Below are 20502 nucleotides of genomic sequence, written 5' to 3'. Positions count from 1 at the left end.
GTTCTCGGCATTGGCGCCGATCGCCGCCGGCAGCGCGCCGGCGACCGCCGCGATCGTGCCGTCGAGCGACAATTCGCCGAGCACGACATAGCCGGCCAGCATATCGCCCGGGATGGCGCCGAGCGCCGCCATCAGGCCGAGCGCGATCGGCAGGTCGTAGTGGCTGCCTTCCTTGGGCAGGTCGGCCGGCGCGAGGTTCACTGTCACCTTCTTCGATGGCATCGACAGGCCCGACGCATGCAGCGCCGCCTGCACCCGCTCGCGGCTTTCCGCCACCGCCTTGTCCGGCAGGCCGACGATCTGCATCATAAGGCGGATTAATTTTCCAAGCTACTTGATGGAACAAGACAGATCATGGCGGTCACCCGGTTTTCGTTGTGACCTCACATGGCAAGTTTTCCGGGGAGCGTGGTTTGGGAACCAGAAGGCCGCTATCGATGATAAAGTCGAACGAAGCCTGAAGAACGTCATCCTCTATCACGTGCTGATCGTTAGCGGCAAAATTGATGTTCGAAAATCTTGAGGGGGAACCATGGGTCTGTTCAGGAGAAGCGCACCGCCACCGGCCGTAGAGAGAATTTTTGAAAAGCTGCTCCGCTTAATACAGGACGACTCGACTCAGAACGAGACGCTTCATCCTTCGATACGCGAGCGTGTCATTGGCGGAGCATCTGTGGATCAAATTGCCGGTGCAACTGGAGAGTTTGGTCGCACGCTTACAAATCCAGTGCCTGTTAACGGTCCGGTTGGCGAAATCTCATACTTATCCCGTCTCAGAACCTCGGCGGGTCACCGCATCTTTGGCCACCGTTTAGGTGCCATCCAAAACGTGGACGTATTCGAGACGGTCTCGTTCGATGGCGCGGTATGGGACATACTCATGCTGAGCCTCTATCATCCTCGAAAAAGCCGAATGGCACCCGGTGGGTATTGGCTGGAGAGTCCCGAGAAGGTCAATACGTTGTTCAGCGCCACCAATGATTTCGTGGATCCGTTCCCGAGCAGCCTAGGCCAAGCCCTACGTGCCACCGGGGAGAAGATGGGGGCTCCCGTTTTCATGCCCCCGAGTGAGTTGCAAGGAACACTGGGGGTGAAACCATTCCGTCGACCGCAGGACCATCAGGAGAAGGTTGCTACGCTGATCAATTACATGCGCTCCCGATAGCTTGCCTGCCCAAGACCTTCGCCGAGGAAGTGGCGGCACTTGCCGACTTCCTCACGGATTGCCACGTGTGATCCGACGTGACGTTGCCCTTCGAGGGCGAGACCGTCAGTGGTGGCACTCGGAGCTGGCGCCATACTTTACGAAATATTCCTCGTAGCTTCTTACATTGCGCTAAATGTCGATCGAAGAACGCAAATATCCGGGTGAACTGGCATCCCCGCAGCAGGTTCATGAGCTTGCGGAAGAATACCGCAAGGCGGCATACCTGCTCCTTCAGCTTGGGCGACCCGGCAAGCCGCTCACACGAGCGCCGTTCAGATTGACGGCAATCCATGCGATTGAACTCTATCTGACCGCGCTTCTGCTACACCGTGGGCACAATCCAGCTCAGATCCGCAAAATGCAGCACAATCTGTCAGAACGGACGGAACAAGCCCTCGCAGCTGGGCTACGCCTTCGCGCGAAAACCGCCAAACACCTTGAGTCCCTCAGCCAAAACCGGGAATATCTCGTCACCCGCTACGGCCCGGAATTGGCAGCAACCGCCTCGCAGATAAACCGCCTTACCGCCACCCTTGAAGAGGTGGCGGTAAAGACCACGGTGCTGATCGCGCTGCCTGTCAGATCGCAACAGGCAGACTCAGCTATTGGCGTAGAGGTTCAGGGCCGAGTTCCGGCAGCTCCTCTGTCTGCAAAGACTGACAATTGAACGCAGGGGGAAATGAATGCGTTGGGGGGCGATTTTGGTTGTCGTCGGCGGGTATATGGCTGTGGCACCGATGCCGGCGATTGCCACCCAGGCTGATGTGACCGTTTGCTTTACGCCTGCCCAGAAGTGCGAACCGGAAATCGTAAAGGCGATCGACAAAGCCCGAGAGGCCATCCGTGTGCAGGCTTATGGCTTCAGATCGCTCCCAATCATCCATGCCCTTCAACGCGCGGCCCAGCGCGGCGTTGAAGTGCTGGTAATCTTGGACAAAACGAATGACCGAAAATATTCCGCAGCAACCCTTTTATCGGCATTCAACATTCCGGTCTGGATCGACTATCAGCCAGCTATCGCTCACAACAAGGTAATCATTATTGACGGGCATCTCGTGATCGGCGGCTCTTACAACTACACAGCCGGGGCTGCGTCTCGAAACGCCGAAAACGTGACATTCATCGATTCACAAGCGATTGCCAAACGATACCTCGCAAACTGGGAGAGCCGGCTGAGGGTGTCGAGAGCCTTCAGATAATAGATGCCGAGGTCAACTGTGCACGTGTCATTGGTAATCCTTGCTGTCTCTATGCTTTTCGCTCCACAGGCTTACGCCAGCGGCACACTTGCCGAGAAGATACGGGAGAACGCAGCCTGCCAACAATTCAACGACGGATGCAGCATCTGCAAAATCAGCCAGGGCGTCGCGTTATGCTCAAGTCCCGCAATCGCCTGCATCGAGACCGAGTGGTATTGCGCATCCGATGCTTCGAAACCTGGCCAACCAGAAGGCGAGCTGCGTCCTCGTCATTGACATGAGCCCTCCACAACGACAGTCAGGCAAATACGTCAATAGCTTCATCGTCCGCTCTAGTCTGTTGCAACGACCTAGCCTTGAACCTGCCGATGATGCCCCGTGCAGTCAGACGTGGGCTGGCTGAAAACCCGTGCTCGTAGCCGGTCCCATTAAATCAAATCGCGGCTTCCTAGTTCGCCTCGCCTAACCTAGGCTTGATTCGACGTTAGGAGGTCAATTACACATGTCGGACGGCGTCGAAGCCAAAAAGCCGCCGTCGAGTTTCGATGCCGGCGACCTTGTCTAGCATCTCAATCAAGGCGTCGGTCCTCTTCTTGTGTTCCAGAAATTTGGCAGCGCGGAAGGCTTCCGTCAGTGTCGGCGGCTCTCCCAGGAAGAAGAGCTTATCCTGCGAATAAATCTGCGTGATCTCGTTGACCCAATCCACCATCCAAGGCGGGGCGAAAAGAGACGCGCAATTCGGAGAGGAACGCATAGCCATCGGCGTGCAAAGATACACGCAGAGGTAGGGTGTTAGCGAGATAAGAGCTCGACCACTTATCCTGTTGGCAACTAACCCGCCGGTCAACCAATCTAGACTTCCGTCGCCAAAGATGAACTTTTTTATGGGGGAACGCAATAGAACAACGTATTGGTTTGTAGTGGAGCCAGTTTTGCACAATTTCTTCGCGATATTGTACCTTTGTGACATATTTATCTTGCCAATTTCTTCATTTGGCGGCAATCCGAGCATTTCCGGGTAACTCGCGAAGCGCGAACGGTTAGCCGGACTTCGGATTAGAAGCGAATATATTAGCAGGAGAAGATCGCGATGAATTTTCTCATCCAAATCATAATATTTGCAGTAATCGCGCCAATCAGTTGCTTTTTTGAGCTTAAGCTTTACCAATTGAACGTAATCGATGAGTGAATATCCTAGAGGTTTGAGCTTTCTTAGTGCGATAACGATGTCATGAATCTCGTTGTCAATGTCGAACTCGCGTTCAAATCTGTGTTCCCAAGAGGTACCCTTAAAGAGCGTGTGACCGTGAATTTTGAACCCAATCTGTCTATTTGCGGCTCGCTTGCGGCCTTTTTTTCCGCTCGGTTCGATCCATGAGACATCGCCAACTTTGTCGGTCCAATAGGATTGCAGCCCGACCGGCCACCAATGATGGTTCTTCGACTTGTCCGTGCCTGACATGCATCCTCTCCGCAGTCTTGTCGGCATGACGACGGCAGCACCGTCAGGGAGCGTTTCTGATCCCGTCACAAGAAGGATATCGAGAGCATCCCCAGAACCGTTTGCCGGCATAGCGCCCCCTATGGGCAAGGCGGCTTACCATGAGCGATCCGCATTTAGGACACGTCACTCGGCCCGGGCTGGCGGATGACGACGGGTTCCGGCTCGGCGGTGTCGGCGCCACCGGCGACACCGGCCTTGCCGCGTGAGATGAGAAGCGCGGCGCGCTGGCAAACATTGAGTCAGGCGGCGCGAGATTGAGCGGTGACACGGTGATGCCGATCGTATTTGCATCGGCCTCCGCGACCTTGAATCGCCTATAGGCCTCCACCAGAGTCGCGTGAGGGTTACTCTTTGAAGTTTCTATGCGCCTAATCGCATCGCGCAGCGCGTCGGCACCTGAAACCAGCCGTTTCTGGAGGTCACTACGCATCTGAGCGACCTTTTGGTCGATCTTTTGCCTCTCAGCTTGGTCGATGGGTGTAGGATTTGGATTGAACACGAACCGCGCTTCGTGGCGCCTTTTCCAGTCAAGGAGACGCTGCCTGCGGACTTCTCCGATCCCCGGAACCCTTGTGACGTTGTGGTCAATATCTGCAGCCGTTTCGTAACCATACGCGACAAGCGTCTGGGCCAGACCTCGGTTGATTGACTGGATTCTCTCCTTATCGACCCGGAATCTGTCGAGATAGTCACTTAGTTGTTTCGTGCGGCGGCTATCCTGATATTCGCTGTGCCACTTCGCCTGTAGCTGCGCCAAGTTCTGATATTCCTGCTTGGCTCGCTCCAAGTCCGCCTTAATTTTGAAAGGCTCAATCGAACCGCTATTGCGGTGAAAGACCTCTAGCTCGGCTGTGACAAGGCCGCGATCTCGATCTAACGCCTTTTGTACCTGTGTGAATGCCTCCGGATTAGAACCGAGCCTATTCAGGCCAAAGGCAGCCATCCCTAGGGCTATCCAAAAAAGCGCCGGGATGACTACAACCAAGCCAACGGCTGCGCCAATGATCAGCACCCCCAATATCCTGTTGGTTCGGCGAGCGCGAACCGCTTCCCTTCCAACGTTGCTTGAAATTGCCGTTGTGTAAGGCAGTAGCGGGATGACGGTCTGAGGATCCGGCAAGGCTACGGCCTCGATCGCCGCCCAAATCTGATTGAGATCGAAATTGGCGACCGCGGCTGGCGACACGGTGCTTGCCCTGAAGACCGGCGGAAACAGCGCGGTACCGAATTGGTTGTCCATAGCGCACCAAGGACAAGATCCGGCATCCTTCGGAAAGAAATGCTCCTTGTGGGTGGGACAGGTCACGAGAGAGCTTTCGATAGTTCCTATTAGGGTGACCCAGTCACGAGCGCTCGGCCGTATCCGGTTTGGATCTGCCGTAAAGGCTTGCTCGAAGGCCATGGCGACCGTCTTAGGCATCATCGACGGACCAGGGCCATGCGGAGGTGGGGCCATGCCCGTCTGACGCAAGGTGGAGTATGCGTAACGCCCCTCGGCAATAGCCCGTTCAAGCGGCATCTCGTCAGTGCCGCTATAGCGGCCGGCGAAAGGATGTTTGCCCAAGAACAGGAGCTGGAAGATCGCCACCGCTAAGCCGAACGCATCATGATTGACGGTTCGTACGATCTGGTCGAGGGATTTTCCCTGAAGTTCAGGTGGCGTGTATTCCGGCACACCTACCCGACAAAGATGGTTCGTCCCGTCACGGCTGACCTGGAAGCTGTCGGCATCGATTATCGCGACAAGAGCGCGATCGGAGATTAGGAAGCCGGAATGATTGATGTCACCTACGACACAGCCGGCATTGTGAACAATCCCCACTGCTGCGGCCGCATTCTTGGCGGAGCGCACCAGAAATCGGTAGTCAGCCTCGGGAAAATTCTGCTTACGGGCCTTGGGGGCGTAGAGTTCATGGAGCGGCTTCGACGCACTGACAAGATTCATCGTGAACCCGAGGAACTTGCCTTTCGTGTCGGTTACAATCTCGGTCGGAAACGAAATGAGCTTCGTGCGGGATGCAAATCCAGCTTGGACGATGGCGCTGATCTTTTCGAAGCGGAGCCGATCAGGCTGGAAATAGACTTTCACAGCCTTCGTAGGATCATTAGCCAGCTGATAAACTTCGCCCTCTCCACCTTTGCCGATTCTGCGACCAAGTGGAACCTGTTGGCCTCCTACTCGAATAACGGGTGCAGTCATCGACGTACTGCTACGATCATCGTCTTGTCGTCATCGGTTCGCTCGTTGATCTTCGGCGACCCAAGGTAGGAATGGAGTTGGCGCGAGAGGACGCGTTGAGCTCCCGGCAGTTCGCTGTCTTTCATGGCTCCGCTCATGGTGTCAAAGAATCCGGATGGTGCGGATTGGCTCGCAAAATCGAGGACAAGTCGCTCTATCCCATCTGAAAACAAGGCGATTGCATGCGGGGGATTGTCAAAGGTCGATGTGCGCAGCCGGACCCCAGCGTTGTCTGTCACGAAGAAAGTAGTCGATGCGTACTCACCAGACTCTGGCCAGGACACGCATTCCCATTGCCCACCCGGATCATCCTGTCGAACGATCGCTCCGTCGCCAACATGGGCGACGAATAGACTTCGAGCGTCCGACATTGCAAATAGCATCGTCGCCGCGAAATCACGCATTTGTAGCCCGTGGCGTGTAGCTGTTGAAGCGATCGAATCTCGCAATTCGTCGATCCATTCCTCGAAGAGATTTCGATTAGGCACCTTTCCATGTGCCCGCGCTCTGTTGGTGAGCAACCGGCAGGTGATGGCAGCTCCATACCGGCTGTGAGACGCGCTGCCAGCTCCGTCCGAAACCGCGGCAATTAGTCTGCCATAACGCGACTCGAAGCAGCGATAGGCGTCTTGCCTATGGGTGTTCGAACGCTCGTGTGATGTCCCCCGCCTCGAGGCGGCAATCCATTTCCACTTCGACACAGATCACCCGGCGACGGCCCATCCATCCGGTGCTGCCGGGTTTTGCAGTGGAACCTGCTCACCCGGTTTCGATTGCGACACGGAACTGAGTGACGCTGAAAGCCACCGAAAGAACTCGGCGAACTGCAGGCCCTTAAGTTTAAGCGGCGTACGCACCGATATTTGTTGGAGGACGCCCATGTCGGCACCCTCGACACCCACGGCATAGAACATGAACTCCTTTTTGCCCTCGCCCTGATGAACAGCTTGGGCGGCCGCCTGCCAGGAATCCGTTGGTGCGCCGTCCGTGATCAGAAATATCCACGGTCGATAGTAGGGAGTACCGTGGGCCTTGTACGCGGATTTGCGGTCGCGAAGCATCTGAAGGCCGTGCATAACTGCTTCACCTAGCGGTGTCGCTCCGGCAGCTTGTAGAAGCGGCGGATAAAAGCCATCCACCGTCACGAATTCCGAGACGGTTTGTACTGGCCCGAAGCTCAATATGGCGATTTCAACGCGCTTGGCGGCGAGACTGTCTTCTGACAGCGCTTGCTTGAATGCGGCGATGCCCTCGTTTAGCTGCCGAAGCGGTTCGCCGGTCATGGACCCGGAATTATCGAGAAGAAGAATGCAGGGACAGCGCGGTTCCGTGTTCTCTATGAGATCGGCGCCGCCAAATGGCGTCTGTTCAAGATCGGTCATGCCTGAGTCTTTCTTTCCAGATATTTTAGGTTGTCAAAAGTATGGGCGACTGTGCGTCAGCACGTGAGGGCGGCTACCATCGGGTGATATCGCTGCCCACCTGGTTGGGCGTTCAGTGAAAAAGCTTCGCCAATAGACCCCAGAACGAGAATGTCGTCCGATTGTAGACCCGGTTGTAGGCGGCCTTTTTCGGACTTGTAAGCCAGCCCCAACCTCTTGGCGCGCGAAGGCCGAGCTTCGTCTTGATGATGCGTTTTGGTGATGTGCGTGCCGCGAAGCCGCGTCGCAAACTAGGTCTGCGCATACCAAATTTCATGACTTTTCCCCCTGCCGCGTACCATATAAAACCATCATTGGGGCCGGTTTACTAGTACCTTCGCCAATGCACTCTTAGTCCATCCGTCGTTGTTGAGACCGCCTTCAGTCGCTGACGCATTTGTTGTTCGTTGTCGCTATGCCTTGCCGGATTCCGTACTTGGATACTTCGGCCGATACCGTTCCTGCGGCGTCTTCCAGGATCGGAAGAAATCAAGGGGATCCTGGGTTCCCAGGAAGGTGCGCGCAAGCCTCTGAGAAACGATGGGGTGATCCTGGCTCACAGTATGCCCTCCGGGGTTACACGCAGGGTGCAGCTGAGAGTAAAATCGGGGCACGGCGGAGTTGTTGCCGACATTGATGCCGTCGATTCCGCTGACAATCCGCCGCGCCGAATCCGCATCGTCGTCGGAATTGACGTTCCTATCCACGAGGCGCGAGATCGGGCCGTTCGCTATGCGGAACGTCATGGCTTCGGCTACGTGCAAATCATCGACAGCTCTCATCTTGCCGGCGATTCCTTCGGGGCCTAGATTTCTCTGGCTGTTGATATGTCTCCGACGACAGGGTGCAGCGCGTGCTGGTCGGCGCAGCTACTTACGGGCCCCTGGTCCTATGTCGCGATGAACGGAACCAGCTTGTCGCATCATTTTCCCAGATTCGGCTATTTGGTCTGGTAGTCAGCAAGCCTACGTTTGGATAGCCGTCCAGCCAAGATCCTCCTGCAACCGTTGGCGATAACCCGTCATGATCTGTATGGGTGTCTTGCGGACGTACTCTTCTGCATCAGCGTGTTCGCCCCGTTCAATGAGCATTTGGAAGTGCCCCAATACCGCATCGTAATCCGGCACGACGTTGGACCTGCCCTTAAGTCCGGGTTTCAGGTTCGTCCACACCACTGCATCAAGCTTGTGCGCCGGAGCCCATGCAGCGATAGCCGCCGCGCCACGCCCGTTGGACGCTCCATCGGCTTTCCGCCACCACCCAACTGAATACTGGATGTTCCCTTCCTTTATGCCCTCCCGTAATGCCAAGGCTTCTTTTGCAGCGTCCAAACTATCGACCTCCAGCAGCACCCACAGGGATGCCACTGTCTCGGAAACGTCGGCGATCACTAGCGTTAAGCGCTTTCGGCTCGATTCGCGCGCAAACTCTATCGGCAGTGTCGGGCCGTCCGTTTGCCACTTGCCAGACACTGGCAAATCTCGATGGTCCCAAATCAAGGACCCCCAACCCAAGGAGGCGATTCTCATCGGCTTCTTAACGCCATTTGACAATTAATTCTTGCAGCTTGATAATTTAATGGGCTACCGATCCTTCGTTGCCCGACCCTCTTCACACAATTACTCCGTTCTTCTGGAAGTGACGCATCAACATGTAGATGCGGTCGACGTAAATAATAAACTGCCCCAGGTTTGCGAGAATAACTCCCTTCTCCAAATCCGGCACTATCTGAGGGTGACCGACGGCATTTCGAGTATGACGATAGAAATTAAAGGCGCCGTCGAGCAATTGCGTCAGATCCTGGGCAAGTACTTGATCGTTTGGCTTATTTTTAGAGCCAGCGTAGGAAGCCTTAAACTCATCGTACTTCTTGGATATCATTCTATTATTTACACGTGACAAAAAACTGTTCCGATGCGCCTCATTGGCAATAGCCGCTGCATATGTTTCGATTAGCAGAAGGATGGCTTTTTCGCTGGCGGCGCCCAGCATGAAAGCGGCACCCGCCACGCTTTCGGCCTTGTAGCAGCGGAGCGATTCTTGGAAGAACCACAGTATAACATCATCACATTCCGGAACGCGATCACGAAGAGTTTGAGGAAACTTCTCGATTTCTGCTGGGAGTAAGGCAACAGGGCCACCATTGCCCTTCTCAATGCTCTCTTTTAACTGCTCAAGCCACGTTTTGAGGTCGCCTAGCTTTCCCTCTACGTGCAGTTTTCCACTATTGTAAACGTTGATAGATGCCGCCTGTGCGCCCGACTTTACAGTAAACTTCGTGGCGTGCTGGATGTCGCCTTCGTGAAAGTCCATTTTGTGCGCTGTCAACGCATCCCGCACGGTCGCGCAGACCTTTTCGTCACCATTACTCATGTTGCCCTCAGTATCCCTAGCGATAGCCCGACGATAAGTGCCTCCGAGTCCGATTCGCAAGGTCAGTCGCCTGAGTCGCCGACGTCCCTGTCGGGTTTCACCAAGTTGACATGGCTGACACCGAGAGCCTGCGCGAGTCTGTATGCTGTCTCAAACCTTGAGTTGCGGAGCGCCGTTTCAATCCGCTGATATGCTGCTGACTAATGTTGTCAGCGACCCAGGCCAGCGTGCACCAACTCACGTCAGCTTCTCCTCCAGGGACTTAGGCGCCGTTGTCTCGGAGCGCATTTCGGGAGGAGCCCTTAAAACATAGACCAGCGTTTATGTTTGACGCCTGCTCCCGAACTTCGTGGCTCATACCGCGCAAAATGCGATTGTCGCGAATGAGGGCGATGAGATACGCATGTAATGCCGCAGCTTGGGGAGGGGTTCATGAGCATTTGGTGGGTCAATCTGGGCGAGCGGTTCGCTGAGCAACAGGCGGCGGAAGCGTTGTGGTGTCCCAACAAGACAGTTGCCAAGGACGGAACTCTTGATGCTCCCGCCTGGCACTGGGCTATCATCGAACAAGTGCGTCAAGGCGAGTTCATCGTCCTGGCGCGAGACGGGCGGATCGAGGGACTTGGCGTCGCTCGCCAGATGGCGATATCCGACAGCCCGAAGCCCGCGGGATTTCCAGATGGCAAATGATATGACCGGGGTTGGCTGCTCCCGACCACGTTTATCCTGTTCGGTCATCCTAGAGATCGGAGTGACTTGACCGCTGGTCTGTTTTTGGAGCGGGTCAAGTATAGCCCTCTCTTGAACCAAACTGACGGTACCGGTAGGGGAGCGCAAATCTACCTCACACAAATCCGCGACATCGATGGCGTCGCGCTTTTCGAGCGCATTGCTTCTATCCTCGATATTGAAAAGCCCGGATGGCTACAAACCGGCATCGGAAACCCGGTTGATGCTGACGCTCCCCCGGAGCCGAATTCGCCAACTCCGACCACTCGCCAAGCAATAATCCAGGCGCGTGTTGGCCAAGGGCAATTTCGCAAAGATCTCTTAGATCTGTGGGGCAGCAAGTGTTGCGCCACAGGCTTAGACATCCCTGATCTGCTGGTGGCCTCTCACATTCACCCCTGGTCGGCGGCGAGTGATGTCGAAAAGTTGGACAAGTTCAATGGCCTGCTTCTCTCGCCTGCGTTCGATGCAGCTTTCGACAAAGGATTGATCAGCCTTGCGGACGACGGAACGTGGATAAACTCCGGGAACCTATCACCGGAGCAGTTGGAGCGAGCAGGCCTTGCTAATCTCGAAACCTGTCGAGTGTCCATGCTTACAAAGGATCATGCCAAATACCTCCGACTACATCGACAGAGCGCCCAGGAGCGTGCAGCAGCTACTATCCGCCAGGGCTGAAAGATTTACGCCCCGGCACCGTTGATCCTATGAGCGTGATAGCTGACGCCCTCTCCCATGAAATACGTCGGCTACTACCGCGTTTCGACCAAAAAACAGGCTCGATCCGGGCTGGGATTAGAGGCTCAGCAGCAGATGGTCCGGCAATTTGCCGGAACTCATGGCGAACTGGTCGGAGAATTCGTTGAGGTGGAATCAGGCAGGAACGATCGACGAATTGAACTGGCAAAAGCGATAAACGCCGCGAAAAAGGCCACAGCTTCCCTGCTAATCGCCCGCCTGGACCGATTTTCGAGGCGTGTAAGCTTCATATCGGCGATGATGGAGAAGGGTGTTCGCCTCGTTATTGTCGAGATGCCGAACGCGACAGACTTTCAGCTGCACATCTTTGCAGCCCTTGCCCAGGAGGAGCGTCGGCTGATTTCAGAACGGACGAAAGCAGCGCTAGCCCAGGCCAAGCGCAGAGGCGCCGTGCTTGGTAGAAATGGGAGTGCTCTGGCAATGGCAAACAGGGCTAAGGCGTCTGATTTTGCGGACCGAATCCGCGATGTGCTGCCTAAACGATGGCAATTGATGTCATATTCGGAACTCGCGCGCAGCCTAAACGAGGCGGGTCTCGCCACCGTCAATGGCAACCGATTTTACCCCCAGACAGCTAAGAACCTGGTTGCGGTGCTCTCTCAAGCTCGTGGCATCCTGCCTGAACGCTCGGCAAAGGCTCCCCGAAGACAGAGTTCACAAGTTCGAATCGTGTCGGGCGCGCCAGAAAAATCAAACGGTTAAGCGGACAAGCGGTCTCCCAAAGGCGCCGTCCGACAGTTCCGTCCCACGTAAAGCCGCTAACGAAGTGTCAATTGCCATCCATTAACCATTCTCCTGCTGGAGAACCATCAAATGGCCGAGACATCTATCGAATGGACTGACGCAACTTGGAACCCTGTCGCGGGATGCACGATCCTGACTGCTGGCTGCACGAATTGCTATGCGATGCGGATGGCAGCGCGGCTCGAGGCGATGGGCGTCGACAAGTATGCTGGGCTCACGCGGAAGACCGGGGGCCGGGCAAAATGGACTGGCAAGATTTTCCTTGATCGTAATGCATTGTCGATCCCGGCGACCTGGTCTAAGCCGCGGCTGGTGTTCGTCAACTCGATGTCCGATCTCTTTCACCAAGACGTGCCTGCCCACTTTATCGCCGATGTCTGGAAGGTGATGTCCAAGACGCCGCGCCACACGTATCAGATCCTAACCAAGCGACCCGATCGAATGGTCGAGATCGTTCCTGGCCTTCCGAGACTTCCGAATGTCTGGCTTGGCACCAGCGTTGAGAACAGTCACGTCCTGCATCGGGTCGACGAGCTTCGTATCGTGCCTGCTGCTGTTCGGTTCATCTCGTTCGAGCCGCTGATCGGTAGCGTTGCCGGTGCCAACCTACGCGACATACATTGGGCGATCGTCGGTGGCGAAAGCGGGCCTGGGGCTCGGTTTATGAATCCGATGTGGGTCGACGAGATAGAGCGCATGTGCCGCGGCGTTGGCACGGCATTCTTCTTCAAGCAATGGGGCGGCAAGAACAAGAAAGCCGCAGGCCGCGTGTTGAATGGGCGCACCTACGACGAGATGCCTACCTTGAGCGCATGATAGACCGGCCGAAGTCTTCCGCCAGTCTGATCGCCTTAGGTGACGGATTCGATATCGCGCAAAACAATGAAAACCGCTGCGGCCGCTCCTTAGGCGGAAGCGGCCAAGGGTCGAGAACCTTGGGGAAGATCTGCGCAAGGCGATCTCGAACGTATCGCTCTAAGCCGGCGACGTCGGCTGCGCGCTGCCTGACGTCCTCTCTCTCAAGACTGCCTAGCAAATCAATCGCCGGCGGTATTGGAGAATAGAGTTCCGATTTCCACGCGTCCGTCCCTAGCATCCTGGTCAACGCACGTTCCTTCGTCGCATCGATCTTGCTCATGTCCCGCGCCGCTTGTCGGTAAAGTCCAGACAACGAAAACAGGTACCAGACGTCAATCGCTTTGGTGTCGGCAATAAGCCGAAGCGTGTCCCACTCGACTTCCATGCCGTAGGGGTCGAGGAACATTACCGCGCGAGTTTTCTTCCACCCGTCCCACTTGATCTCTTTCTGGATGAGATCATTGGCGTCCCCACGGACCACGTCGATGTCCCGGCCTGGGTACGATGCCTTCAGCGCTTTCAGCGCTGCAATGTGTTTTGGCTTCGCATCCATGAAAACGAGGCGGTCGAACGGGGGGTCGATGTCGAGGGCGATCTTCGCAGAGCCTCTGCGCTGTTCTACATATTCGGGCGCTGGCTCCTCGAATAAGTCGCCCTCTTTGGCTTTGACGCGCACCGTGCGACTGCCGGTTCCTGCAAACGCATCGATATACCAAACGGCATCGCACCAAGTATGCAGCGCGGCGGAATAGCGCTGGAGATATTTTTCGACAATCTCAAGCTTGATGTCGGTGTGTTGACCGCCGAACTCGTGGTCATCTGCTGCCATTTGCCAACCCCAGCCTAAGGTCTCAACAAAGCTTCTCGCACGCCAAGCCGTCGCCATCCCGATCCAGCTTCCGGCCCCACGAGCAGTTGTGCAGATACCATTGGGCTTCGTCGCACGAACTGATTTGCGAGCAGTATCGCCGAGGCTGGCACGAATAGCTGCTGCCCTGCGCGACCGCCCTGCGACTGACGATGCCGAGCGGCCGGCTCGACGGCGCTGCCCCGTCAGGGTGAGACACGCGCCAATCCCAAGGCGCATGGAAGTTGCCAACCCAAATGCCGACCTTAGCCGCTTCCGCCTTCGCCTGCAGTGGCGCATAGGCGCCGTGGCTGTACCGGGGCCAATCGAGAGCCTGGCCGTGCTCGACCATCCACGCCGCCACGCTGGCGCCGTCGGCGCGCCGGCAGTCACCGACGAAGCGGTGATAGCGATCCCAGGTTACGAACGTGCACTGCACCGGCCGCGAAGCCGCCAGGAAGTTATCCAGTGCTTCCGCCGATCGCCCGCCGCACGGGTATTCGAAGCCCTTTGCATCATCGCAATACTGCTTGCTCTCCGGTGCGTCGATGCCATTGAAGCGGATCCGCTGCCCATGGACTTCGATCGTATCGCCGTCGATGACGGAGGCGACGCCTGTGATCGGCTCCGGTTGCTTAGGCCTGATCAAGCTCTGCAGACTGAATTCATCCAAGCTGTCGGCGTGCTTCATGGCGGTCAGCGCGGCTAAAGCAGCGGCCGCGCCGACGGTCACGAAGACCAGCCGTCGCGGTACGCTAGCCCACCGGAGGGCGCGTGAGCGTTTCGCGCCAGTGCGCTTGCGCCATTGGTCAGATCGATTGTCGTAGCGGGATCTGTCCATCGTCGCGCCTACGCAGACCAGCCGGGCCACGTGGAGTCGATCATGGGCATGCCAGCGCAGTAGTAGTCGTAGACGAACTGCCCGGTGGACATGTCCGGGCACCGCCAAATCACGCTGTAGTTCGGGCCGTAGAATTGATCCCAGGCGACGCCATAGACCTGCGGCCGCGGAACATAGTAGTCGCCACCGCCATTCTTTGCTGCTGCGCCGGCGGCCGCTGCAACACCCGCAACGGCAATGCCGGTCGCGACAGCGTTGTCCGTCTGTATCAGCCTGGTGCATTTCTCGGCCGTTGCACCGCGCCGAACTAGAAGCGCCGTAACTCGATTTCGATATTGTTCGTTGGTGCTGCTAGCGAGCGCATGACAAAGCCCTGTGGTATTCTGCGCCGTCAGCTCGCTGTCGGAAACATTTGTGTTTGTTGAGCACCCGCTGATGAACACGGCCGCGGCCGCAAGAAATGCCTTCGCCTTCATTGAATGATCCCCCACCCCGGCAAATATTTGGGGGAATCTATGGGGCGTGTCTACAACTTTGTTTTCAGCTTTGCCCTGCACCTACTGGCTCCATGAGACCAAATACGATGGCTTCCGAACTCAGCTAACCCTTCGACTAGGCCGGCGCCCGCGCTTTCTCCCGAAACGGCTACGACTGGTCGAGGTGCTATTGAGCGATTGTCAGCGCAGCGCCCCCTTGCCGGCATTTGGCGTAGGGGTCGAAATCAGACGGAGGTGGCCCTGTGCATCAAGCTGGATCGCGAGTGCTTAGGATCGGTGTCATTATCTTCATGTGCCTGTCGATGCTTGTAAGCACCTCCCGCGGGACCATTTTGCGCTCAGGTAGGGGCCACCATCTTTCATTGGCCAGCGCGACTGTCTCGACGACCGTGTTTAAGACGGCGGCCTCTGGCAGACTTGCTCGGTTTGCGAAAGCTTTCCACCGCGATGCCGTGAGCGCCTTGAACGCTCGCTCGCGACCAAGCGAAAGAGCCATGGCGTCGGTGGGGATGTAGGGCACCGTGGAAAGCACATCATACACCGGAGCGAGGGCGGGTCTGCCGCCATCTCCCGGATAGATTAGTGACCAGTTTTTCAAATGCATATCGCCATTCCCTGTCAGAGCCGCAAAGGCCAAGCGACGAACGAATTCGAGAGCCGCCTCACTGGACACAGCCTCGTTCAAGGTAGCCGCGATGTGATGAAAGGCAGCGCCCTCATATTTGCGCGAGGGTTGGACGCCAAACACTTGAGCGAAGTCCTCAATGTGGATCCTTTGGCCGTCTGCGCCTCGATCAAAGCGTTTAACCAAAAGAAGCGGGCCCACGGAATGGATGTTGAGTGCCTCGGGAATATTCTCCAGGGCGGACCTCTCGACCAACTCGTGGTCAGGAACATCCATCCCTATGGCAGCCGCAAGAGCTAGGTTGGCGTATTCATTCTCTGACACCCCGGGAACGTCGCTGGTGGGAATTTTGCGATGTAAAGGCCCGGTTCGCCGTCAATCGGTAGCGTCAAGCCACCGCCTCCCTCCTTGATAACGGAGAGCTTCATCTGCACGCCGGCCAGCGAGAAGCGAGCTTTGGGTTTTTCGTTCGAGAGTGCGCCATCACCGGGCAAGACTTGCACCGCTCCGGACATATCGGCGGCAAGGACTGCCAAAAGATCAAAGTCGTTGTGTCGCCTTATGCCGGCTTCGTGATGGTTCTCCATGGCCTCCCGCAGCTTGCCCTCCGGCAGGAGATTGGCGAAGAACGCAGGAAGGATGCCCGCGAGGGGCTTCGGGTCTCGCCCGAGTTCGCCAGTAGGCGACCGAAATGAAAGGCTGAGAATTGGGGACCCGCCTCTTGCGCGATAGTCCTGTTCGAAGCTCAGCGCATGGGCTGGGCTGCGGACAATGTTGCCAATTTTGCGCCCGCCTAGGAGTACGTCGAGCGACTGTATCCTGGTGCTGGTCATTGACGTATTTCCGCGCCCCCCTTTTTACGCCACGAAGCAGCCCTTTTCTGCGCTGCCGAGATCGCTTCCCGTTTGGTGGTCGGGAAACCTGCCAACCCATAGGCTCTGATCATCGAGCCAAATCGCTGGGCGAACATCTGGCGTGTAGGAAGGTCTGGGTCTGCCTCGATCAGCGCAAGGGTGACGTAACCGAACGTAGCGTGTAACCGCCGGATGCCATCCAGGAGCTGATCATCGGAGTAGTTGCGCCTGCGCTTAGGCACACGCCAGCGGCACTCATATCCGACTGTTGCATACGCAGCTCGAAGACCACCAAAATGCTCGGCATACGTTCTGCAACAAGGCGTGTACCGACAGTAATCAATGATGGCCGACGACAGCTTCCCCTTTTCTCTTAAGAGCCGTTCAAGCCGATCGATCATGTCTTGTTTGGAGAAGGCGTAGCCGGTTCGGCGTCCCATCTGCTGTTGGGCTCTTGCGAACTGCCTTGCCCCGACGATTGCTTCCATTACTCGTGTTCTGATCCACAGGTCTGGAGGATTTCGCTTAGCCGGCCCTCTCATTCGCTTTGTTTTTCTGTTGTACACGTAGTAGCCGACCATCAATTCGCTCGTAAGGACAGTTCTGACGCGTGCCATCGTCCAGGTCCCACCGTTGGTGGAAGGGATGTCCTTGTGGTTCAGTTCCCGGGCGATGCTTGACATGCTCTGGTTTCGCCCAACGAACATGCGGAAAATTCGCCGGACGGTACGGATTTCGTCGATTGGGCCGGGCACGAAGACAACCCGATCGGTACTCAGGCCCTTCTGTTCGCCCAAACCCAGGATAAATCGGGGCTGTCTATCTTTGCTGACCAGAAGGCGTCTTATGCCGTAGGGTATCTGGCCGCCCTGCCTAAAGCCTAGACGAGCCTGCTGTTTCTGTGCCCTGGAAACCTTCTCCGACAGTTCGCGGCTGTACTCGCCAGCCATGACTCGCTTCAGGTTCTTGACGATCATCGAAACCATGCTGCCGTCGTTCTCGAAAGGCTCACCGCAATATTCCACGGCAACCCCGGCCTCTCGACAAAGAAACTCATAGTGGGCTGATTGGTCCGTATCCTGAAACCGACCCCAGCGGCTGACGTCCAGAACCAAGATCGCCGAGTAGATGCGTTGGCCAGTCACCACATCGCTCAGCAACTGCTTGAGGCCATCCCTGCCTTTCAAACTCAAGCCACTTCTACCGGCGTCGGTATAGGTCTGGACAATGGCGAATCCCCGTATTTTGGCAAATTCTGCAATAGCAGCCATTTGGTTTTCGAGAGAATAACGCTGATGATCGGTTGACATCCGAATGTATTGTGCGGCAGGAATGCGAAGCTCTGTCGTAACATTGGTCACTATAGTGCCTCCCCCTGTGACGCTAATAAGCGTTTCGAGAGTGGGATCTTATATCGACCGCCTGATTAATCCAATGAAACTAGAGTGGATGTTTTTCCTGCCTACCCGTTGCCGGTCGAAGGAGGCCTCTGATTGCCTTCGGCGGGTGTAAGTCCTCACCGACGCGCGGAACATTAGTGACTTCGAACGATTTGAGTTTGAGCGTCAGGTGCTGCTGGCGCAGGCTGGTGGGCACATCCAGCCGGCCCGCGTCCACGTCCTCCGTGGCGCGGGCCTTTGGCGGCGAACTCGAACAAGGCGTTCGTGGCGCATGCCTACAGCTGTCAGCAGGCTATCGTCTAACATTTGTTGGCGCGGGATACCTCCTGCCGTGCGAGCATGGTTGCGGCTCGACCTTGGCGGCTCTGGGGTCGTGACCATCTCCTTGCCCGCTGGCTTCGGCCGGCGGGCTTTTTGCTCGGCTAGCCTTTTGCGGTAAAGGGATCGGCGCTCCAATGCTCGACTTGATGCTCGGAGAAGGCGCCTTCATTCTCGCATCCTCCCGGCACTTCTTGAAGCGAACAAAGGCTTCTGCTGCGGCATCGCATTGGATACGCGATGGACCATTTGAGTGCAGGATCACTTGCGCAGCGCGCCTGGAGAGGCCGTGCTTTTCCATGAACAAATCGGGGTCGTACGGGCAGTTGTCGGAGACTGGGTCGCTGCTGGCCTGATATTTGCCCACTCGTTCCTCCTATCCCCTCACGGCAACGCGCGAAGTCGGCGAGCAGCCTGCGATGGAATCGGCGTCGACTGTGACCAAGCCACCGCCGTCAATCCGAACGGTTATCTTGCCGTCGGTGCTATCGACGCGCGTCGCAAAGCCGCTGATTGGGACTTTTTCACCGGCCCTGACTTTCTTCGGCGTGTCGATCGCAAGGGGAAAGTTGTAAGTCGGGATGCTCACGCTCGAAACACCACCCTCCATCACCTTCAGGATGGTGGCTGTCAAAGTGATCTCGTCACCAACTCGCGGACCTCGCGCCATCGTCTCCACCGCTTTGAGGCGGGTAGTTATTTAAACATTCAAGTTATCTAAAATGTTCCGGAACCGATTGGGGTTTGGTGCCTTGAATCGCGGTCCTCTCGAGTTTCCTTGATGCGTTTGAAGTTCATTGAGCCTTTGATGCCGACCTTGGTGGAGAGGCCGCCCGAGGGCGATGCCTGGATCCATGAGGTGAAGTTCGACGGCTACCGGTCGCAAATCATCATCGATGACGCCGAAGTGCGCATCCTCACCCGACGCGGCCTCGATTGGACAGCCAAATATCGGGACCTGGCCGAAACCGCGAGAGGGCTGAACGTCCGGAGTGCGATCATAGATGGAGAAATTATCGTGCTGAACGACGCGGGCGTCTCCGATTTCGGAGAACTGCGCAAAGCCATCACCGGGCGCCAGCACGACCTCTATTTCGTGGCCTTCGATCTCTTGCATCTAAACGGACACGACCTGCGCGAGATGCCTTTGATCAATCGCCGGGAAATCCTCCAGGCGATGATTCCCGAGGGTCAACACATCCAGTTCAGTGAGGCGCTGCCAGGCACTGGCGACGCGGTGTTTCATCTTGTGGATCGGGCTGGGCTCGAAGGCATGGTTTCGAAGCGGAAGGATAGCAAGTATCGCTCTGGGCCATCGACCAACTGGTTAAAGGCGAAGTGCTTCACCATCGACGAATACGAGCTGCTTGGCGTCGAGCGCGAGGCCGGCAAACCGGCTTTCGCTCTGATGGCCGAGCGCGGCACCGGGCGCTACGTTGGCAGCGCCTTTATCACCTTGAACCGGGAAATGCGCGAACGACTCTGGCAGCGCGTCCAGGAGGCTCCAGGAAGTCAACCGAAGGGTATGAAGCGGCCGGCGACGCAGTGGGTAAAGCCGGGGCTGATCGGACGTGTGAAGCACCTGCGGGGCGAGGCCGACCTACGCCATGCTTCGCTGCAGGATTTCCGGGAAGAGGATTGATGGAACCTATCGACCTAAGCCGCATTTGGCCTCATGGTCAAAGCCCGCACACGCGAGTCAATTTCCGCTTTTGAATGTGACGTGATCCGCCAAGCCTTCCTGCGGTGGGTTGCCGAGGACAATCCGCCCGAAGCGCAACGGCGCCCGGCCGTAAAGAACATCGTGCGCATCATGTCAGGCTACGAGACCATTGACCCGGACTTACTGGACTGGATTGTGCGGAAGGAACCGTGAGGCTCGCTCGACGTTGGATCTGTCATGAATCCCCGTTGCCAACTCCCTAACCCATGCAGCGGGCCTACTGAATAGCCCGGCGCCCGATCGTGTCGCTCTGCCATCCTGCTGAGCAGCCGGGCTATTCGGTTCTCGCCAAATGACTCGCAAATCCCCCCAACAGGTGTAAGCTCTCTTGTTGACCCGACAACCCAAAGGGGGGCGTCGATGT

Annotated in this window: 22 protein-coding genes and 2 pseudogenes; 9 read left to right on the top strand and 15 right to left on the bottom strand. The window is 56.8% G+C overall.

Features of this window, described 5'->3' with window-relative positions; all coding sequences use genetic code 11:
- Positions 1-306: pseudogene (locus tag EN781_RS01050) on the bottom strand (magnesium chelatase domain-containing protein); the annotation flags it as partial.
- 226 nt (positions 307-532) lie between these two features.
- Here EN781_RS01050 and EN781_RS01045 point away from each other — a divergent pair.
- The 3 genes from EN781_RS01045 to EN781_RS01035 all read left to right on the top strand — a co-directional run bounded on the left by EN781_RS01045 (position 533) and on the right by EN781_RS01035 (position 2406).
- Positions 533-1165, top strand: coding sequence for a hypothetical protein (locus tag EN781_RS01045; RefSeq protein ID WP_127399713.1), 633 nt, complete (start codon positions 533-535; stop codon positions 1163-1165).
- A 175-nt stretch (positions 1166-1340) separates the two neighbouring features.
- Positions 1341-1874, top strand: coding sequence for a hypothetical protein (locus tag EN781_RS01040; protein ID WP_245492524.1), 534 nt, complete (start codon positions 1341-1343; stop codon positions 1872-1874).
- A 16-nt stretch (positions 1875-1890) separates the two neighbouring features.
- Positions 1891-2406 carry a phospholipase D family protein gene (locus EN781_RS01035; protein ID WP_127399712.1) on the top strand — a complete coding sequence of 172 codons (516 nt, stop codon included), beginning with the start codon at positions 1891-1893 and terminating at the stop codon, positions 2404-2406.
- A gap of 71 nt (positions 2407-2477) precedes the next feature.
- Here EN781_RS01035 and EN781_RS35755 read toward each other — a convergent pair whose 3' ends face one another.
- The 8 genes from EN781_RS35755 to EN781_RS00995 form a co-directional block, all read right to left on the bottom strand.
- The gene (locus EN781_RS35755) at positions 2478-2606 is read right to left on the bottom strand and encodes a hypothetical protein (RefSeq protein WP_281034352.1); all 129 of its coding nucleotides are present in this window, start codon (positions 2604-2606) and stop codon (positions 2478-2480) included.
- A 296-nt stretch (positions 2607-2902) separates the two neighbouring features.
- Positions 2903-3868, bottom strand: a complete 966-nt coding sequence (locus EN781_RS01030; RefSeq protein ID WP_127399711.1) for a hypothetical protein — start codon at positions 3866-3868, stop codon at positions 2903-2905.
- A 43-nt stretch (positions 3869-3911) separates the two neighbouring features.
- Entirely contained in the window at positions 3912-6110 is a 2199-nt protein-coding gene (locus EN781_RS01025; protein WP_127399710.1) for a topoisomerase DNA-binding C4 zinc finger domain-containing protein, read from the bottom strand.
- Positions 6107-6850: a PP2C family serine/threonine-protein phosphatase gene (locus EN781_RS01020; RefSeq protein WP_127399709.1), complete on the bottom strand. Its 744-nt coding sequence runs from the start codon at positions 6848-6850 to the stop codon at positions 6107-6109. The genes EN781_RS01025 and EN781_RS01020 overlap by 4 nt, the downstream gene beginning before the upstream one ends.
- A gap of 3 nt (positions 6851-6853) precedes the next feature.
- Positions 6854-7531: a VWA domain-containing protein gene (locus EN781_RS01015; protein ID WP_127399708.1), complete on the bottom strand. Its 678-nt coding sequence runs from the start codon at positions 7529-7531 to the stop codon at positions 6854-6856.
- Between the two features lie 452 nt (positions 7532-7983).
- Positions 7984-8352, bottom strand: coding sequence for a hypothetical protein (locus EN781_RS01005; RefSeq protein WP_127399706.1), 369 nt, complete (start codon positions 8350-8352; stop codon positions 7984-7986).
- Between the two features lie 183 nt (positions 8353-8535).
- A complete protein-coding gene (locus tag EN781_RS01000; protein ID WP_145965431.1) occupies positions 8536-9042 on the bottom strand; it encodes a hypothetical protein in 507 nt (168 codons plus the stop codon).
- A gap of 139 nt (positions 9043-9181) precedes the next feature.
- Positions 9182-9943, bottom strand: a complete 762-nt coding sequence (locus tag EN781_RS00995; protein WP_127399704.1) for a hypothetical protein — start codon at positions 9941-9943, stop codon at positions 9182-9184.
- Between the two features lie 432 nt (positions 9944-10375).
- Between EN781_RS00995 and EN781_RS00990 the strand changes: the two genes are divergently transcribed.
- The 4 genes from EN781_RS00990 (at position 10376) to EN781_RS00975 (ending at position 12991) form a co-directional block, all read left to right on the top strand.
- Positions 10376-10633, top strand: coding sequence for a hypothetical protein (locus tag EN781_RS00990; RefSeq protein ID WP_127399703.1), 258 nt, complete (start codon positions 10376-10378; stop codon positions 10631-10633).
- A gap of 66 nt (positions 10634-10699) precedes the next feature.
- Positions 10700-11350: an HNH endonuclease signature motif containing protein gene (locus tag EN781_RS00985; protein ID WP_189347237.1), complete on the top strand. Its 651-nt coding sequence runs from the start codon at positions 10700-10702 to the stop codon at positions 11348-11350.
- Positions 11351-11407: 57 nt separating this feature from the next.
- Positions 11408-12133 (top strand): recombinase family protein, encoded by a 726-nt coding sequence (locus EN781_RS00980; protein WP_127399701.1) that lies wholly within the window; start codon positions 11408-11410, stop codon positions 12131-12133.
- Positions 12134-12244: 111 nt separating this feature from the next.
- Entirely contained in the window at positions 12245-12991 is a 747-nt protein-coding gene (locus tag EN781_RS00975; RefSeq protein ID WP_127399700.1) for a DUF5131 family protein, read from the top strand.
- Here EN781_RS00975 and EN781_RS00970 read toward each other — a convergent pair.
- The 6 genes and pseudogenes from EN781_RS00970 to EN781_RS00940 all read right to left on the bottom strand — a co-directional run bounded on the left by EN781_RS00970 (position 12975) and on the right by EN781_RS00940 (position 19049).
- Positions 12975-13862 carry a three-Cys-motif partner protein TcmP gene (locus EN781_RS00970; protein ID WP_127399699.1) on the bottom strand — a complete coding sequence of 296 codons (888 nt, stop codon included), beginning with the start codon at positions 13860-13862 and terminating at the stop codon, positions 12975-12977. The genes EN781_RS00975 and EN781_RS00970 overlap by 17 nt on opposite strands.
- Positions 13863-13884: 22 nt before the next feature.
- A complete protein-coding gene (locus EN781_RS00965) occupies positions 13885-14613 on the bottom strand; it encodes a thermonuclease family protein (protein WP_245492523.1) in 729 nt (242 codons plus the stop codon).
- 116 nt (positions 14614-14729) lie between these two features.
- The gene (locus tag EN781_RS00960; RefSeq protein WP_127399697.1) at positions 14730-15197 is read right to left on the bottom strand and encodes a hypothetical protein; all 468 of its coding nucleotides are present in this window, start codon (positions 15195-15197) and stop codon (positions 14730-14732) included.
- A 268-nt stretch (positions 15198-15465) separates the two neighbouring features.
- Positions 15466-16676 (bottom strand): annotated as a pseudogene (locus EN781_RS00955) (HipA domain-containing protein).
- A complete protein-coding gene (locus tag EN781_RS00950) occupies positions 16673-18058 on the bottom strand; it encodes a recombinase family protein (protein ID WP_127399696.1) in 1386 nt (461 codons plus the stop codon). The pseudogene EN781_RS00955 and the gene EN781_RS00950 overlap by 4 nt, the downstream one beginning before the upstream one ends.
- Before the next feature lie 733 nt (positions 18059-18791).
- Positions 18792-19049 carry a hypothetical protein gene (locus EN781_RS00940; protein ID WP_245492522.1) on the bottom strand — a complete coding sequence of 86 codons (258 nt, stop codon included), beginning with the start codon at positions 19047-19049 and terminating at the stop codon, positions 18792-18794.
- A gap of 147 nt (positions 19050-19196) precedes the next feature.
- On the opposite strand from EN781_RS00940, the gene EN781_RS00935 reads away from it, so the two are divergent.
- Positions 19197-20057 carry an ATP-dependent DNA ligase gene (locus EN781_RS00935; RefSeq protein WP_127399693.1) on the top strand — a complete coding sequence of 287 codons (861 nt, stop codon included), beginning with the start codon at positions 19197-19199 and terminating at the stop codon, positions 20055-20057.
- Between the two features lie 33 nt (positions 20058-20090).
- Positions 20091-20291: a hypothetical protein gene (locus EN781_RS00930; RefSeq protein WP_127309237.1), complete on the top strand. Its 201-nt coding sequence runs from the start codon at positions 20091-20093 to the stop codon at positions 20289-20291.
- Positions 20292-20502 lie beyond the last annotated feature (211 nt).

Source organism: Mesorhizobium sp. M4A.F.Ca.ET.090.04.2.1 (genome assembly GCF_003999085.1).
GTDB lineage: Bacteria > Pseudomonadota > Alphaproteobacteria > Rhizobiales > Rhizobiaceae > Mesorhizobium.
Note: the sequence above shows the minus strand (reverse complement) of the source record. Positions and strands in the feature narration are given on the sequence as shown.

Bases quoted from the DNA above. Each gene is read 5' to 3' on its own strand.
- EN781_RS00990 (WP_127399703.1), top strand. From the start codon at position 10,376: ATGAGCATTTGGTGGGTCAATCTGGGCGAGCGGTTCGCTGAGCAACAG.
- EN781_RS01025 (WP_127399710.1), bottom strand. From the start codon at position 6,110: ATGACTGCACCCGTTATTCGAGTAGGAGGCCAACAGGTTCCACTTGGT.
- EN781_RS00980 (WP_127399701.1), top strand. From the start codon at position 11,408: ATGAAATACGTCGGCTACTACCGCGTTTCGACCAAAAAACAGGCTCGA.
- EN781_RS00975 (WP_127399700.1), top strand. From the start codon at position 12,245: ATGGCCGAGACATCTATCGAATGGACTGACGCAACTTGGAACCCTGTC.
- EN781_RS01015 (WP_127399708.1), bottom strand. From the start codon at position 7,531: ATGACCGATCTTGAACAGACGCCATTTGGCGGCGCCGATCTCATAGAG.
- EN781_RS01045 (WP_127399713.1), top strand. From the start codon at position 533: ATGGGTCTGTTCAGGAGAAGCGCACCGCCACCGGCCGTAGAGAGAATT.
- EN781_RS00995 (WP_127399704.1), bottom strand. From the start codon at position 9,943: ATGAGTAATGGTGACGAAAAGGTCTGCGCGACCGTGCGGGATGCGTTG.
- EN781_RS00935 (WP_127399693.1), top strand. From the start codon at position 19,197: ATGCGTTTGAAGTTCATTGAGCCTTTGATGCCGACCTTGGTGGAGAGG.
- EN781_RS00970 (WP_127399699.1), bottom strand. From the start codon at position 13,862: ATGGCAGCAGATGACCACGAGTTCGGCGGTCAACACACCGACATCAAG.
- EN781_RS35755 (WP_281034352.1), bottom strand. From the start codon at position 2,606: ATGCAGGCGATTGCGGGACTTGAGCATAACGCGACGCCCTGGCTGATT.
- EN781_RS01030 (WP_127399711.1), bottom strand. From the start codon at position 3,868: ATGTCAGGCACGGACAAGTCGAAGAACCATCATTGGTGGCCGGTCGGG.
- EN781_RS01040 (WP_245492524.1), top strand. From the start codon at position 1,341: ATGTCGATCGAAGAACGCAAATATCCGGGTGAACTGGCATCCCCGCAG.
- EN781_RS00930 (WP_127309237.1), top strand. From the start codon at position 20,091: ATGGTCAAAGCCCGCACACGCGAGTCAATTTCCGCTTTTGAATGTGAC.
- EN781_RS00960 (WP_127399697.1), bottom strand. From the start codon at position 15,197: ATGAAGGCGAAGGCATTTCTTGCGGCCGCGGCCGTGTTCATCAGCGGG.
- EN781_RS01035 (WP_127399712.1), top strand. From the start codon at position 1,891: ATGCGTTGGGGGGCGATTTTGGTTGTCGTCGGCGGGTATATGGCTGTG.
- EN781_RS01005 (WP_127399706.1), bottom strand. From the start codon at position 8,352: ATGAGAGCTGTCGATGATTTGCACGTAGCCGAAGCCATGACGTTCCGC.